14 protein-coding genes are annotated in these 15,322 nt (G+C 62.2%); 4 read left to right on the top strand and 10 right to left on the bottom strand.

Annotated features, from left to right (window positions below; translation table 11 throughout):
• Positions 1-29 precede the first annotated feature (29 nt).
• On the bottom strand, positions 30-3,935 hold the full coding sequence (gene hrpA, locus GJB56_RS06325; protein ID WP_113684391.1) for an ATP-dependent RNA helicase HrpA: 3,906 nt from the start codon (positions 3,933-3,935) through the stop codon (positions 30-32).
• 53 nt (positions 3,936-3,988) lie between these two features.
• Here hrpA and GJB56_RS06330 point away from each other — a divergent pair, with 53 nt between their 5' ends.
• Positions 3,989-4,666: a Pr6Pr family membrane protein gene (locus GJB56_RS06330; protein ID WP_113684390.1), complete on the top strand. Its 678-nt coding sequence runs from the start codon at positions 3,989-3,991 to the stop codon at positions 4,664-4,666.
• Here the strand turns inward: GJB56_RS06330 and GJB56_RS06335 are convergent.
• On the bottom strand, positions 4,637-4,954 hold the full coding sequence (locus GJB56_RS06335; RefSeq protein ID WP_020907542.1) for a DUF2322 family protein: 318 nt from the start codon (positions 4,952-4,954) through the stop codon (positions 4,637-4,639). The two genes, GJB56_RS06330 and GJB56_RS06335, sit on opposite strands and share 30 nt — an antisense overlap.
• A gap of 132 nt (positions 4,955-5,086) precedes the next feature.
• Here GJB56_RS06335 and GJB56_RS06340 point away from each other — a divergent pair, with 132 nt between their 5' ends.
• The gene (locus tag GJB56_RS06340) at positions 5,087-6,310 is read left to right on the top strand and encodes an aminotransferase family protein (RefSeq protein ID WP_195849590.1); all 1,224 of its coding nucleotides are present in this window, start codon (positions 5,087-5,089) and stop codon (positions 6,308-6,310) included.
• A gap of 2 nt (positions 6,311-6,312) precedes the next feature.
• Here the strand turns inward: GJB56_RS06340 and GJB56_RS06345 are convergent, their stop codons facing one another.
• On the bottom strand, positions 6,313-6,579 hold the full coding sequence (locus GJB56_RS06345; protein WP_007732799.1) for a hypothetical protein: 267 nt from the start codon (positions 6,577-6,579) through the stop codon (positions 6,313-6,315).
• Positions 6,580-6,596: 17 nt separating this feature from the next.
• On the opposite strand from GJB56_RS06345, the gene GJB56_RS06350 reads away from it, so the two are divergent.
• Entirely contained in the window at positions 6,597-7,295 is a 699-nt protein-coding gene (locus GJB56_RS06350) for a hypothetical protein (RefSeq protein ID WP_113683567.1), read from the top strand.
• On the opposite strand, the gene GJB56_RS06355 is transcribed toward GJB56_RS06350, so the two are convergent.
• The 3 genes from GJB56_RS06355 to GJB56_RS06365 all read right to left on the bottom strand — a co-directional run bounded on the left by GJB56_RS06355 (position 7,281) and on the right by GJB56_RS06365 (position 9,171).
• The gene (locus tag GJB56_RS06355) at positions 7,281-7,961 is read right to left on the bottom strand and encodes a PhzF family phenazine biosynthesis protein (RefSeq protein ID WP_113683568.1); all 681 of its coding nucleotides are present in this window, start codon (positions 7,959-7,961) and stop codon (positions 7,281-7,283) included. The two genes, GJB56_RS06350 and GJB56_RS06355, sit on opposite strands and share 15 nt — an antisense overlap.
• A gap of 80 nt (positions 7,962-8,041) precedes the next feature.
• Positions 8,042-8,581 (bottom strand): carboxymuconolactone decarboxylase family protein, encoded by a 540-nt coding sequence (locus GJB56_RS06360; RefSeq protein ID WP_003942122.1) that lies wholly within the window; start codon positions 8,579-8,581, stop codon positions 8,042-8,044.
• Positions 8,582-8,583: 2 nt separating this feature from the next.
• On the bottom strand, positions 8,584-9,171 hold the full coding sequence (locus tag GJB56_RS06365; protein WP_003942119.1) for a peroxiredoxin: 588 nt from the start codon (positions 9,169-9,171) through the stop codon (positions 8,584-8,586).
• 229 nt (positions 9,172-9,400) lie between these two features.
• Here GJB56_RS06365 and GJB56_RS06370 point away from each other — a divergent pair, with 229 nt between their 5' ends.
• A complete protein-coding gene (locus tag GJB56_RS06370) occupies positions 9,401-10,321 on the top strand; it encodes a hydrogen peroxide-inducible genes activator (protein ID WP_020907545.1) in 921 nt (306 codons plus the stop codon).
• 28 nt (positions 10,322-10,349) lie between these two features.
• On the opposite strand, the gene GJB56_RS06375 is transcribed toward GJB56_RS06370, so the two are convergent.
• The 4 genes from GJB56_RS06375 to GJB56_RS06390 form a co-directional block, all read right to left on the bottom strand.
• Complete coding sequence (locus tag GJB56_RS06375; protein ID WP_060938488.1) at positions 10,350-11,750, bottom strand: FAD-binding oxidoreductase; 1,401 nt, start codon at positions 11,748-11,750, stop codon at positions 10,350-10,352.
• A 77-nt stretch (positions 11,751-11,827) separates the two neighbouring features.
• On the bottom strand, positions 11,828-12,472 hold the full coding sequence (locus GJB56_RS06380; RefSeq protein ID WP_113683569.1) for a hypothetical protein: 645 nt from the start codon (positions 12,470-12,472) through the stop codon (positions 11,828-11,830).
• A gap of 163 nt (positions 12,473-12,635) precedes the next feature.
• On the bottom strand, positions 12,636-14,987 hold the full coding sequence (locus tag GJB56_RS06385) for a TPR repeat region-containing protein (RefSeq protein ID WP_113683570.1): 2,352 nt from the start codon (positions 14,985-14,987) through the stop codon (positions 12,636-12,638).
• The gene (locus tag GJB56_RS06390) at positions 14,984-15,292 is read right to left on the bottom strand and encodes a type VII secretion target (RefSeq protein WP_021334291.1); all 309 of its coding nucleotides are present in this window, start codon (positions 15,290-15,292) and stop codon (positions 14,984-14,986) included. The genes GJB56_RS06385 and GJB56_RS06390 overlap by 4 nt, the downstream gene beginning before the upstream one ends.
• Positions 15,293-15,322: the final 30 nt, after the last annotated feature.

Here is a 15,322-nt window from a genome sequence, read left to right on the forward strand (position 1 = left end):
TCTACTGATCGCGCAATTCTCACCGAACGTCAACGCTTGATCGCTTCGATAGCTTTCAGGACTCGCTTTTCGGAAATCGGTGTGGGTGTACCGAGGGACTGCGCAAACAGGCTCACGCGCAGTTCTTCGATCATCCAGCTGATCGAGTCGACATCTCGCGCAGTGCGACGCTCTTCGGGAAGTGAACTCAACAACCGGTCGTACGCTGCGTACACCCGGTCGAGGACGTCCATCGCCTGCTGATCTCGTTGTGCACTTGCGGGTAGAGCTTCGAGACGGAATTTTGCTGCGGCAAGATACCGCGGCAAATCGCGTAGGCGGGCCGAGCCCAATTCGGCGACAAATCCCGGAAACAGCAGTGAGGTCAACTGTTCTCGGACGTCGTCTGCTGCTTCGCCGCGGGAGCGGTCCAGAACGACGCTCAGTTGGTGTGCTTGTTCGAGGATCGGAACAATCATGCGCAGGATCGCGGAGACGCGTCCGGCCAGTTCGGAGCGTGCGATCTTCACCAGGGCGTCGAACGCCTCAGGCGTGCGTACCGGTCCGCCGTGGGCAGCTATCACTTCGTTGGCAGCTGCCACCCGGCAATCTTCGACGAGTGCCTCCAAGCCGCCGTCCGGATTCTGGCCGAGAGCCAGACGCTGAGTGTTCGACAAGCCGGCGGTCACGGCCTTGAGCTGGGTGGGAACGGCCGCGAGAAGAAGCGCCCGAGTGCCTTCCCGCATCGCCTGCGCCTGCGCAGCCGGCGTACTCAGGACACGAACGGCAACTCCGCCGTTTTCCGGCACCAGTGCTGGGTAGCCGGTTACCTGCTGTCCGCCGATGGAGCGAGAGATGGTCGGTTCCAGTGCGCCGAGCGTTTCGGATGTCCAGACGGTTGCCGCTGCCCGTTCGGTACCGGTTGCCGCCTTGGCCACTTCCTTCTGTACGCGCGGGGCGAGCGTGCGTCGTAGCTGCGCCAGATCCTTACCCTTCGCGAGAACCGTGCCCGATTCGTCCTCGACGACAAATGTCATCCGAAGATGGTCGGGCAGCGCGGCGGGATCGAAGTCCTTGGCGTCGATCTGGATCCCGCCCAAGTGCGAGAGTTCGCGGGCCATTGCGGTCATCAACGGCTCGGATCGAGGTTTGACTGCTGCCAATGCTGCGGCGGCGTAGTCAGGTGCGGGTACGACAGCGCGTCGGATGTTCTTGGGCAACGTCTTGATCAGAGCAGTAACCAGATCGACGCGCATACCGGGGACCAACCAGTCGAAGCCGACCGGCTGAAGTTGCGCGAGCAGGCCGACCGGGATGTGCGCGCTGACGCCGTCGTCGTCCTTTCCGGGCTCGAATTGGTAAGTGAGCGGAAACTGCATGTCGCCCTGGCGCCAGGCGTCCGGGTACTCGCCGCCCAGTACTGCAGCCGCGTCGGAGTTGACCACCGTTTCCGGCGTGAAAGTCAGCAGACTCGGATTCTTGCGCCGCTCGGTCTTCCACCACTGGTCGAAATGCTTGGCGGATACGGCTTCCTGGCCGATACGTTCGTCGTAGAACTCGTAGAGAGTTTCGTCGTCGACGAGGATGTCGCGGCGGCGCGCGCGGTTCTCGAGTTCCTCGACGTTGTCGAGCAGTGCACGGTTCTCGTGGAAGAACTTGTGGTTCGTCTGCCATTCGCCCTGCACGAGCGCATGGCGGATGAAGAGATCGCGAGAGGCCTCGGGATCGATTCGTGAGTACGTCACTGCGCGGCCCGTCACCAGGGGAACTCCGTAGAGAGTGACCCGCTCGTATGCCATCGCCGAGCCGCGCTTGGAGGACCAGTGAGGTTCGGAATAGGTCCGTTTCACCAGGTGCGGGGCGAGCTTTTCAGCCCACTCGGGTTCGATGCGCGCGGACATGCGAGCCCACAGCCTCGACGTTTCCACGAGTTCGGCGGCCATGACCCAGCGTGGTGGCTTCTTGAACAGTCCTGATCCGGGGAAGATCGCGAAGTGGCTGCCCCTGGCGCCCAGGTAGTCCCGCTTCTCGCCCTCGCGTAGCCCGATGTGTGAGAGCAAACCGGCGAGGAGTGACTGATGGATCGCGTTCTCGCTTGCGGGTGTCTCACCCACCGTCCAGCCGAGGCCGCGGGTGATCTGCCGGAGTTGCCCGTGCAAATCCTGCCATTCGCGGATGCGGAGCCAGTGCAGGAACTCGTTCCGGCACATCTTGCGAAACTGGTTGGAGGACAGATCGTTACGTTGTTCGCGTAAGTAGTCCCACAGTTTCAGGTATGCCAGGAAGTCGGAATTCTCGACATTGAACCTGGCGTGCTTTTCGTCGGCGGCCTGCTGGAACTCGGCGGGCCGCTCGCGAACGTCCTGGATGGACAACGCCGCGACGATGACAAGGGTTTCGTGAAGGCAACCGTTGTTCTTGGCTTCCACCAGCATTCGTGCCATCCGCGGATCCACCGGAATCTGGGCCAGCTCGCGGCCGACCGGCGTCAGTTCGGGGTGGCTTGCCTCGGAACCTCGCGCGATGGCGCCGAGTTCTTCGAGCAGTCCGATTCCGTCCTTGACGGCGCGCTGGTCCGGCGGTTCGACGAAGGGGAAGGCAGCGATGTCGCCCAGACCGAGGGCCGTCATCTGCAAGATGACGGATGCGAGATTGGTCCGCAGGATTTCCGGCTCGGTGAACGCCGGCCGTGACTCGAAGTCCTCCTCGGAATACAGGCGGATGCAGATTCCTTCGGCGACGCGGCCGCAACGCCCGGAACGTTGACGAGCCGACGCCTGCGAAATGGGCTCGATCGGCAATCGTTGAACCTTGGTGCGCACCGAATATCGCGAAATGCGCGCGGTTCCCGGATCGACGACGTACCTAATGCCGGGAACGGTCAGCGAGGTCTCGGCCACGTTGGTGGCAAGGACGACGCGTCGGCCGGTGTGCGGCGAGAACACTTTGTGTTGCTCGGCAGCAGACAGCCGCGCGTACAGCGGGACGATTTCGGTGTTGCGAAGACGCCGATCGCGTAAAGCGTCTGCGGTGTCGCGAATTTCGCGTTCGCCGGAGAGGAAGACCAAGATGTCGCCTTCGCCCTCCGCGCTCAGCTCGTCGACCGCCTCGCAGACCGCGTCGACGGGATCGCGGTCGAAGGTGATGTCACCGGACTCGACGGTCAGTGGCCGGTAACGCATTTCGACGGGGAATGTTCGCCCGGATACCTCGACGATCGGCGCGGGCTTACCGTCGACAGCGAAGTGCTTGGCGAAGCGTTCGGGATCGATGGTCGCCGACGTGATGATGACCTTGAGGTCGGGTCGGCGGGGGAGCAGCTGAGCCAGGTAACCGAGGATGAAGTCGATGTTGAGGCTGCGTTCGTGCGCTTCGTCGATGATCAGCGTGTCGTAGCGTCGGAGCATACGGTCGCGCTGAATTTCGGCGAGGAGAATGCCGTCGGTCATGAGCTTGACGTAGCTGCGGTCCGAGACCTGGTCGGTGAACCGCACGGTGTATCCGACGGCGTCGCCGAGTTCGGTGTCGAGTTCTTCGGCGATACGTTCGGCAACGGTGCGTGCTGCCAGTCGGCGAGGCTGTGTATGTCCGATCAGGCCGCGGACGCCACGTCCGAGTTCGAGACAGATCTTCGGGATCTGAGTTGTCTTACCCGAGCCGGTCTCGCCGGCGACGATGACAACCTGATTCTCCGAGATCGCGGTCGCGATGTCGTCCTTGCGCTGACTGACGGGCAGAGCTTCCGGATACGAGACTGCGGGAACATTGGCGGAGCGTGCCGCCAACCGTGCGCGCGCCGTTTCAATTTCCTCGGCCAGCGCCACCAAAGCGTCTGGTGTGCGGGCACGGTCGAGTTTGCGACGGAGTCGACTCTCGTCGCGGAGTGAGACCTGCGCCAGCGCGCTCTTCAGGTCACTCCGCTTGGGGGAGAGTGGGGCCGGTGGTGTTGTAGACATGCTGATGACAGCCTATCGAACGCGTTCACAACTACCGCTCGCAGATCGTTTTGATGTGCAAATATCGACCAGTGACGACAAATACCGCAAATGAGGCAGCTACACCGGTCGCGTCGACGCCTGTTGCCGTGCGAGTACTTCGCTTGTTGTTCGCGATCTACGGACTCACGGCGCTGCTGTGGATTCCGATTCGAAACGCCGACGGATTCTCGTTGTCGAACTATCTGAGCTACTTCACCATCGAGAGCAACATCCTTGCGGTGATCGTATTGCTGGTCGGCGCCCTTCGCGATCCGCAGTCTCGGACATGGCAGTCGGTTCGCGGTGCGGTGACGCTCTACATGGTGATCACCGGAATCATCTACGCCGTTCTACTGGCGAACATCGACGTCAATTTGAACGACGCGTGGATCAACTCGGCGCTCCACCGCATTCTTCCGCTGGTGATGCTCCTCGACTGGGTGTTCTTCGCTTCGAGGCACAGGATCTCCGAAATCCGCTCGCTGCAGTGGCTGCTGTTTCCAGTGATCTACGCGGTGTACACGTTGATTCGAGGGCCGATCGTCGACTGGTATCCGTATCCGTTCATGGATCCTTGCCACCAGGGCTACCTGGCCCTGTTCATCGGATTTGTCGTACTGGGCATCGCGATGGCCCTGATGGCGTTGGCGGTCAATGCCGTCGGACGGCTGGGAGCCGGGCTACGCGGACGGAACGCTGCGAAGTCCTAGTGGATTGCCGGAGGCGAGCACCTGCTCGAGGCGGTCCACGTTCGGGTGCTTGCCGGGGTTCGCCCGCGCGTCCTCGGTGTGTTCGGCAAAGATCGTCAGTCCTGCCGAGGCGGCTTCGGGTGTGAGCGCGCCGTAGACCTGAGCGAGATGGTTGTACACCTTGACCGAGCCGGACTTTCCGGGCTTGTTCTCGACGGTGTCGATGACGGTTCCGTCGGCGTCGAGTACCTCGATGGCGGCCAGATGATCGATGGTGGGCAGTGCGGCGAGATTGTCGGCAAAAGTCATGGTCGACAGATTACGTGTGTACCCGGAAATGCCGGTGCCCGGCGAGCGCCGTCGTGCGCCGATTCCCGGTGTCGATATAGTCGCAGCACATCGTTTGCACACCAGCATCGTTTGTATTCGAAGGGGACAATGATGGCTTCGGCATTGTGGCACGGGTTCGCGGACATGGGCGCTGTGGAGAAGAACGGCGCGTTTGTCGTCTCTCGCGGTGAGGGCGCGTACATCTGGGATTCCGAGGGCACTCGGTATTTGGATGCGACGGCGGGCTTGTGGTTCACCAATGTCGGGCACGGGCGCACGGAGATCGCGGATGCGGTGGCGGCTCAGTTGTCGAAGATCGCTCATTTCTCCAACTTCGGTGATTTTGTTCCCGAGACCACGCAGGTGTTGGCGGAGCGGTTGGCGACGATCGCGCCGGTTGCCGGGAGCAAGATCTTCTTCACTTCGGGTGGTTCGGATTCGGTGGACACTGCGGCGAAGCTCGCTCGCCGGTACTGGCACGAGGTGGGGCAGCCGGAGAAGGCGATCATCGTCGGTCGTCAGAAGGCGTACCACGGAATGCATGTTGCGGGAACAGCTCTGGCGGGTATTCCGGTGAACCGTGAGGGGTACGGCGAGCTGATGGCGGATGCGGCCACGGTCGGCTGGGATGATGCGAAGAGTCTGCTCGAGTTGATCGAGAGGATCGGTGCGAACAAGATCGCCGCGTTCTTCGCGGAGCCGATCATCGGTGCCGGTGGGGTGTATCTTCCGCCGGAGGGGTACCTGGCCGAGGTGCGCGACATCTGCCGCGAGCACGACATTCTGTTTGTCGTCGACGAGGTGGTGACCGGTTTCGGTCGTATCGGCGGCGAGTGGTTCGCGTCTACTCGTTTCGATTTGCAGCCCGACATGATGACCACGGCAAAGGGTTTGACGTCCGGTTACGTTCCGATGGGTGCGGTGTTCATCGCGCCGCGGGTGGCGGAGCCGTTCTATGCGGGTTCGTGGTGGCGTCATGGTTACACGTACGGCGGGCATGCCGGTGCTGCTGCGGCGGCGATGGCGAACCTCGACATTCTCGAGCGTGAGAATTTGCTTGGGGAGTCGAAGCGTCTGGAGGCGTCGTTGCATACGCATCTGCAGCCGTTGGCCGAGCATCCGCGGGTGGCGGAGGTTCGTAGTGGACTGGGTGCGGTCGCTGCGGTGCAGTTAGCTGATCCGGCGGAGGCTTTGCCATTCGTGAAGACGTTGCGTCAGCACGGTATTTCGGGTCGCGCGGCGGGTCAGGGTGCAATGCAGATTTCGCCGACGTTCGTCATGACCGACGATCAGGTCGCGGAGATGGCAGCAGGGATCCTCGCAGCTCTCGGATGAGTTCAGTTGCGGCGCCGGAAGAGTTTCTCGATTCGGCGCCGCACAGCGTTGGGTGCAGGTTCGAGTTCCAGAACCTCTTGTTCCGACTGCTTGGCGTAGGCCTGGGTGTACCGCTCGTGCAGTACCGAGCGAATTTCGTCCGGAGAGTAGGCCCGACGCTGGCGTTCGCCGCGCGCAACGAGAACCCCGGTGGCGGCAACGCCCATTGCACCGGCGAGGCCGACCAGTTTCCAAACGTGCGAGGCGCGCAGAGGAGTAGGGAGTTTCATCCCTCTACGCTAGAGGCATGGACCGACGATTGCTTTCGCAGGTGAGTCTCGAGGAGGCCGCCGCGGCGACCCGCACGGGCGACATCTGGATCTTCCGCGGAGAGTCGACGGCGGACCGGGCCATCCAGACGCTGACCAACAGCCCGGTCAACCACGTCGGAATGTCGGTCGTGATCGACGACCTTCCGCCGCTGATGTGGCATGCGGAACTCGGTCACTCGCTGCAGGACATGTGGACCGGACGCTTCCAGCGTGGTGTCCAACTGCACGATCTGCGATCGGCGGTTCAGGTCTGGGGCGCCAAGTACGGGCAGCGTGGATGGTTGCGCCAGCTCGACCACGAGATCACCCGGGAGCAGGAAGACGCTCTGCTCAAGACGATCGCACGGCTGGACGGTACGCCGTTCCCGTCGACGGCCAAGCTTGCCTCACGCTGGTTCGGAGGCCGAATCCCGAAGCTGCGCAAGAAGTCCGACGTGTCCGCAGTGGCCGTCGAGAGCGCCTACTGCGCCGAAGTGGTTGCCAAGACCTATGAGGCGATGGGTCTGCTTGTCGGTAATCGTCGTATCAACTGGTTCGATCCGGGCAAGTTCTGGAGTGGAGATCAGTTGCCCCTCGCGCCGGGAGTTGCGCTCGGTGACGAGATCTCGGTGTCACTCAGCGCACGTGACCTCGAGGCCGGACGCAATCCCGCCGGGTACTCACAAGGTTCGTGACGGCTCGGCGACGACGCGGCCGCCGACTTCGAGCCACCCTTCCGGAGAGAAGGTGGTGTGAAGCACCGATCCGCGTCCCTGGGTGATGAGCAGTGATTTCCTCAATCGGTCCGTGATGCGCAGCGCTGCAGATCCGGTCGCCTCGTCCTCGGCGATTCCCATCACCGGTGCGAACATGCGTGCGCGGATGGCAGCTTCGAGCTTGTCCTGCCATGCCCACAGATACGAATGATCCGCCTCGTAGTCGGACGGATCTGCGTCGATGACGTCGTCGACCGTGTCCATCGGATAGATCGCGAATTCCGGTGCCCATTCGGCACGCGCGCGTACCCACGTCAAAGCGCCGGATTGGCGGACGTCGACACTGCCGGCAGGAACGTCGAGGGAGCTCACGCGACGGCCCTGTTCGCCCAGCCACCACGTGGCACCGACGGTCGGGTGTCCGGCGAAGGGGAGTTCTGCTGCCGGAGTGAAGATCTGGACCCGCGCACGCGAGGCGCCGTCATCCGGAACGTCGATGAAGATGGTCTCGCTGTAGTCGAGTTCCTTCGCGACGGCTTGTCGATCCGATTCTGCAACCGTGGACGCGTCGACGATTCCCAACGGATTCCCGTGCTTGCCGTTTTCGTCCGTGAAGACCCGGACCACACTCACCTCGATACCCATCGGTCCACCCTAGCGCGCGAAAAGCCCTCCCCACCTTCACAGTGGGGAGGGCTCGTCGAACTGCACTCAGGTCCGAGTGATCAGACCTGTGCGGCAGAGAGGATCTCGTTGGCTTCGACAGCCTGTGCGACGCCCGCGACGATGGAACCGGCGCGGATCGCTTCGAAGATGACCTCGCGGTCGACACCTTCCTGGCGGAGGGTGTTCTCGTGAGCTTCGAGGCAGTGGTTGCAGCCGTTGATCGCGGACACTGCAAGCGACCACAATTCGAAGTCGGCCTTGTCGACGCCCGGGTTGCCGATGATGTTCATCCGCAGGCCGGCACGAAGGTCGTCGTACTTACCGTCGAGGTAGCCCTTGGTGCGGTAGAAGACGTTATTCATGCCCATGATCGACGCTGCGCCGAGAGCGGCGTTGTACGCCTCTGCCGACAGGTTGTCGGCCGCCTCGGAAGCAATCTCCTTGAGCGTGGACGCAGACTTGGTGGCTGCGGCCGTTGCGAGGAGCGTTCCCCACAACTGCTGCTCGTTCAGGACCGTCGTGCGCGCAATGGAACTCAGGTTGAGCTTGAGGTCCTTCGCGTACTCGGGAAGCGAGTTCTTGAGGTTCTCGACGCTCATACTCAGACGCTCGCAGTCAGGAGCTCGCCGGCGTTGATGGTCGGGTCGCCCTTCTTCCAGTTGCATGCGCACAGCTCGTCGCTCTGGAGAGCGTCGAGGACGCGGAGAACCTCGTCGACGTTACGGCCGACGGAACCGGCTGTGACGGAGACGAACTGGATCTCGTTGTTGGGGTCGACGATGAACGTCGCGCGGTCTGCAACGCCGTCGGCGTTGAGGACGCCGGTGGCCTCGGCAAGCTCGCGCTTGAGGTCCGAGAGCATCGGGAAGGGGAGGGTCTTGAGCTCTTCGTGCTGTGCACGCCACTGGAAGTGCACGAACTCGTTGTCGACGGAAGCGCCGAGAACCTGAGCGTCACGGTCTGCGAACTCTTCGTTGAGCTTGCCGAATGCAGCAATCTCGGTGGGGCACACGAAGGTGAAGTCCTTGGGCCAGAAGAAGACGATGCGCCACTTGCCTGCGTAGTCGTCACTGGTGACGGTGGTGAAGTAGTCATCGGGCTGCTGGGCATCGACCTTGGACAGGTCGCCGCCGATGACAGCCGTGAGGTTGTAAGCGGGGAACTGGTCGCCGATTGTGAGCAGAGCCATGTGTCTCATTCTCCTACGTGTCTCGTGAACAGGAATTTCTTGCGCACACGATCCGGCTGTTCGGACTGTGACGGCCGAACGTGCTGGATCGAGAGGGTTTGTCACCGTCAGCGGGTCGGACGGTTTCGACTGGAGTGTCGAGGTTCTGACCGGCGCTTTTTGGTATGAGTCCATTCTGCATCAAACCGTTCAAAAGGTAAAGGTGATGGGTGGCACTACACTGATAGGCATGTCTGATCAGACTTATCAACCTTCCTTGTCACAGCTGCGTGCCTTTGTGTCGGTGGCCGAGTACCGGCACTTCGGTACTGCCGCAGCACGTTCCGGTGTGAGCCAACCCACACTGTCGCAGGCGCTGGCGGCTCTCGAGGCGGGACTAGGGGTCAAACTGATCGAACGTAGTACGCGGCGCGTGCTCGTGACCGCGGACGGACAGCGCTTGCTCGGTCAGGCGAAGCAAATCCTCGAGGCTGCCGACGGTTTCGTCGCGAGCGCGGCCGGCTCCGGCGACTCTCTGACCGGACCGCTACGCATCGGGTTGATCCCGACCGTTGCGCCGTACATTCTTCCGGGGTTGTTGCCGGAGCTGCGCGAGAAGCTACCGTCGTTGGCGCCGCAAATAGTCGAGGATCAAACGGCGCGCTTGCTTGATGCCCTGCGATCGGGAGCGCTCGACGTCGCGGTGTTGGCGCTTCCTGCCGGAACACCTGGCCTGGTGGAAGTTCCTGTGTACGAAGAGGATTTCGTGATGGTCGTGCCGAACGATCATTCCTTGGCCGGACGTGTCGATCTCACGGCGGACGTGCTCGACGCGCTGCCGTTGCTCTTGCTCGACGACGGCCACTGCCTGCGTGACCAGACGTTGGATCTGTGCCGTTCGGTAGACGCCCATCCGCTTGCCGGCGACACGCGGGCTACCTCTCTCGCGACAGTCGTGCAATGTGTGGCCGGGGGACTCGGGGTGACTTTGGTCCCGGAATCGGCTGTTGCAGTGGAGGTTCGACGCGGGGACTTGTCGACGGCGCATTTCGCCTCGCCGGCTCCAGGTCGCACGATCGGCGTCGTGTTCCGCTCGTCGAGTGGCCGAGCAGAAGGATTCCGTCAGCTGGCCGAGCTGGTCCGTTCGGTCAGCCCGACGGTTCCTCGATGACGTAACTCGTTCGACGTCGACGTGAAAGCTAGTCGAGAGAGGCTTCTTTCACGGCAATGACGGCTCCGGGATTGAGAATTCCCAGCGGGTCGAGCGCATCCTTGACCTTGCGATTGAGGGCCATGACGTCTTCGCCCAACTGTGACGGCAGCCAGTCGCGCTTGAGTCGACCGACCCCGTGTTCGCCGGTGATCGTGCCGCCGAGCGCGATGGCGAGATCCATCACCCGTCCGAATGCGATCTGTGCGCGTTCGGACATGTCCGGGTCTGCGGGGTCGAAGACGATGAGCGGGTGTGTGTTTCCGTCTCCGGCGTGCGCCACCGTGCAGATCAGGACGTCGAGGTCGTCTGCGATGGCTTCGACCCCGGTTACCAGCTGCGGGAGTGCGCGCATGGGAACGCCCACGTCTTCGAGAAGCAGACTTCCCATCGCGAGCACTGCCGGGAACACTGCCCGCCGTGCCGCCGCAAAAGCGTCACCTTCGGCCTGGTCGTCGGTCGCGAATACCTCGGTGGCTCCGTTGTTTTCGCACGCCTGAACAATCGTCTCGATTTCCAGCACGCCGGCCGCGCCGGGTGCGTCGGACTGCGCGAGCAGCAGTGCGTGAGCCTTGCGGTTCAGACCCATGCGTACCGAATCCTCGACGGCATTGATGCTGGCATGATCCATGAACTCGAGCATCGCCGGACGCATGTTGCTGGTGATCGCCAAGACCGCGTCGGCAGCTTCTTGTACCGAGTCGAACGACGCGACGACGGTTGATGCGGGCGGCTGCGCGGGAATCAAACGCAACGTGATTTCCGTGATGATGCCGAGAGTTCCCTCACTGCCCACGAACAGTTTGGTGAGGGAGAGTCCGGCGACGTCCTTGAGAAGGGGACCTCCGAGGCTGACCGCTGTCCCGTCTGCCAGCACGACCCGGAGTCCGAGAACGTAGTCGGTGGTAACTCCGTATTTGACGCAGCAGAGTCCGCCGGCGTTGGTGGCTGCATTGCCGCCGATGGAACAGATCTCGAAGGACGACGGGTCAGGTGGGTACCAGAGTCCGTGCTCTGCGGCGGCTTTCTTGACCTCCGCATTCATCAAGCCGGGCTGAGTAACCGCCACACGGGCGACCGGGTCGATCGTGATCTGTCGCATTCGCTCGGTGCTGACCACTATGCAACCGTCGACGGCGCTGGATCCACCGGAAAGGCCCGAGCCGGCACCTCTGGGAACCACCGGTACGCGGTTGGCGGTTGCCCAGCGCATCACTGTTTGGATGTCTTCGGTGCACGTTGCGCGAACCACGGCAGCGGGATGGCCGGCGGTCGGGTCGGCGGCCCAATCCTGGCGGTAGCCCGCGGTCACATCCGGATCCAGCAGGACGGCTCCCTCGGGGAGTGCCGCTACCAGTTCGTCCAGGGCGTGCGAATTTTCGACCGTCATCACTCCATCATGCGTCCGGCAGCGCCGCTGAGGTCCTGACTTGGTCAGATTTGGGCGCGGCACCGTTGCCCTGGCCCCTACCGGGCCGCATCTTCTGGCCAGCCGGGGTAATTGGGGAGGACGAGGGGTGGGGCGAAGTCGGTGCTCATCCGGAGTCGATTCCCGTCGTGACGCGATTTGAACCAGTCAGAGCAAGTCTCCTGTTGCACACGGTCGCTGGTGGAGCTGGTGAATTTGTCGACGATCCAGCCGCCGAAGACGTCCCCTTCCGGTGCATTGCGGGGCCCTTCGAATCGAGGGTAGGGGGTAGCCGTAGAAGCGGTGTTGTGCATCCAGATCTCGTAACTACTGCTCGGGAGTTGCGACGAATCCGGTTTGCGGCCGTCGTAATCGGTATCGTAGGCGTCGGAGCAGGCGTAAGCGACGACGGTCGAATCGCCAGGGTATCCGGCGGGAATTGTTTGAATACTCAAGATCCGGTTGATGCTGGTACCTCGGTAGACGCGTGGTGGTGTGTCTGCGGGTTCTCCGTAGCGGCGATCGCTCGAGACCGTTCCACGAGTGTTCGCAGTGATTCTCGAGAACCCGTGGTAGGCGTCGCTGCGATCGCCACCACTGTCAACGATGTAGTCGGATTCTATGAATGCTCGGATTATGGTGGCCTCTTCGCTGAAGAGGTCGATGCCGGGGTCTGCGAGCCATTGGTTGTGATAGTCGGTCATGTAGCTCGGTAGTACATAGACGTTTGACGCGGCGGGCGTGGTTGTGGCGCTGAAGTTTTCGGTTGAGTTGGGTGCCGCGCAACCCGCGATACATGATCCCATGCTGAATGCCAGTGCAAGAGCGGTTGCGGCGCGGTGGTTTCGCCTTGTAAACGCAGGAAATCTATCCGACATCGTCGAGTCCGTCTCTCATGTTGGTCATGAACGTATCGCGATTGAATCCCCGAAACGTCAAATAGTCCTGCAGCGTGCTGTCGAATTTGCCGTTTAGACCCAGGGTCTCCAGATCGACTGGTCTGAGGGATTCGCTCGGATCGCCATTGACTCGAAAACCGTTCAGTTGCTCGAAGTCTTTTCTTCCGTAGGCGTTGTCGAGTGCCTGAACCAATCGGTAATCGAGAAGGGTCGTCGAAGCCGAACTCTGGTCTGTGAAGTTGAGTTGTGCCGGAGGAACTTCGACCGGGGAGCCCAGGACGTGATCTTTGAGTTCGACTCCCAGCATGCTGACTGCAACGCTGGTCGGTGGTCCGAAGCCTGGGATCATGGCGGCACCGCCGGAAATCAGCCAACCGAGTTCGTCGTATGTTTTCCCACGTCTGCTGATGATGTCCTCTTGCGCCGCCGCAGCGTCACCGGTTCGGTTGAAGGCTTCTTCCTCCAGAGCGCCGTCCATCAGTGCCTGGACGCGTCCCGCATATATTGCATATTGCGAAGAACCCGCGGCGATGTCTCCGCTCATGCTGGTTTCGACGAAGGTCCCTTGGAGTTGGCCCGCGGCTCCGAGCATGTTCGCATTGAAACTTGCGGCTGCGTGGGGGTCGCTGTCGATGATCGCGATCACCGATTTTGCATTGGCGAATCTGTCGTCGTATGCATCGAGATTTTCGAAACCGAGGGTACCGGTTTGATCGGGTTCCAATCCGACGAGATTCCCGATGTACGGGGTCACCGCGGAACCAATGGATTGCGTCAACGCGGGATTCACTTCTCCGATGGATCTGTTGTCCAGGCCGGCGATGTCGAGGTAGGCACCTTTGTTGTCGGCGAGATTGTGGGCGAGTGCAAGGGCAGAGGCGCCGGCCCGTTCGGCAACAGCTGGGTTGGAGTTGGTGGCGTCGGGTCCGATCCAATCGGTGAGGCCGCTGACGGCTCGTCCGTCATCGTTCCATTCGCGGGTGAACAGATTCACCACGTCGTCCTGATGAGCAGGGGTGGTGAGGAAGTCGGCGTTCGAAGGTATGTCCCGAGTGGCAACGTCGAGGGCTTTGGTGAGGCTGGAGTCGAGCTCATCGTTGCTGACGGGCTGGCCGTCGTCGTCGAAGACCAATCGCATCGGGGCGCTCGATGAAGTTTGCGATTGGAGAGGGGCGAGATCTGCGCTGCGATCGAGCAGTGCAGAACTCAAAGCGCTGCCGGATTGTGTTGCCGGGTCTGCATTTCGAAGTATGTCCGTGAGTGCATTCGAATCGTCGAAATGGTTGACGTTCACGGTGGTGGAGTACCCACCGGGTTGGAGTTGCGAGCTGTACGCGGGGTCGCTGAAGATTCTGCGGACGTCTGGCGGAAGGTTGTCGAGGCTGCCCGCGTTGCCGTTGCCGTCGGTGACGTTGGGATTGGAGACGGTGAACATGCCCGAGGCGAGGGCGCTGGGGATTCGCGCGTCGGCGGGGACATTCGCATCGGGGAAGTTGACCGTGCGGAATCCTTCGGCGCCTGCACCGATATTCTTCAGCTCGTCGAGGTTGGTATCGGCGTAGAACTCACGTAGGTAGGCGAGTTGTTCCGGGTCGACGACCACGGGCCCGCCGGCAGCAAGTTGCGCTTGTTGTTCCGGAGTGAAAGTCGTCGCGGCGATCAACCGTTGCTTGGCCGCCTCGCTCTCGGGTGTTGCGCCCGGGGACTGCGCGAGAATGTCGGAGTCGTGGGCTCCCTGACCATCGAACCGAACGTGATGTGAAGGGGTGGTCGACGCTGCATCGGGGATCCCGAAATCGGCCTTGCGGTCGATGAGCGAGGTGCCTGCGGCGGTGATCTCCGTGAGGATTCTGGCGGCGCTCGCGTCAGTCTCGTCGACGTCCGTGAGTGCCGTGCCGATGCGCCACGAGTGATATTCGAGGCGGGCTTCTACCCCGCGCGGATCTGTGCTCGCCAGAGTTGCGGGCGTCGCGGTGACGGAACCGTCGTCAGAGACGGTGAAACCGTCGGCGCTCGCGTCGTCGACGCGGCTGACCAGTGTTTCGCGGGTGTACCGGAGGTTTGCCGATTGCGCTGCGACACAGCGCCCGGCGTCTCCGACTATCGCGACGGCGTCTCGCCCGAAGGCATGCTGCTGGGTTGCCGAATCCCATGCTGCGGTCGCCGCGCTGCCGCTCCAATCGCTGGTTGCGGTGTCCATGATGCGGTGCGCGATGTCGACGTTGCTGTCGAATACGTCATGTCCGCGGCCCAGGGAGCCGGCATAGTTGTCGAGGGCGTCCAGATTCCAGGATCGGATCTGCGAGATCGACAGTGTCATCGCACGTCTCCCGAATCCTCGATCCGTGCGCCGTTGGCGATGTCGACCCGGGCGAACACTCGTGCGGAGTTTTCCAGTTTCGTGCGGGTAGCAGTGATGCCCGCACCGATCGCGCGGCCGAGTTCGTCGACGGTGACGACGTTGTCGGCTATGGCTGCAGCGAACGCCGACCCGGCGGCTCCGGCCGATGCGGCGGTAGCGGCCTCCGAAGCCGAGAATCCACCGAGTTCCTCGGCAGATGCCGTCAGCCCCTCCGCAGCACTTGCCAATTCGGCTGGATCAGCTGAAAAAGTATCCACACCCATGAACGAATCCCCCCGAATTCATCTGCGAGA

This window comes from Rhodococcus sp. AQ5-07, from assembly GCF_009707305.1.
Lineage (GTDB): Bacteria > Actinomycetota > Actinomycetes > Mycobacteriales > Mycobacteriaceae > Rhodococcus_F > Rhodococcus_F erythropolis.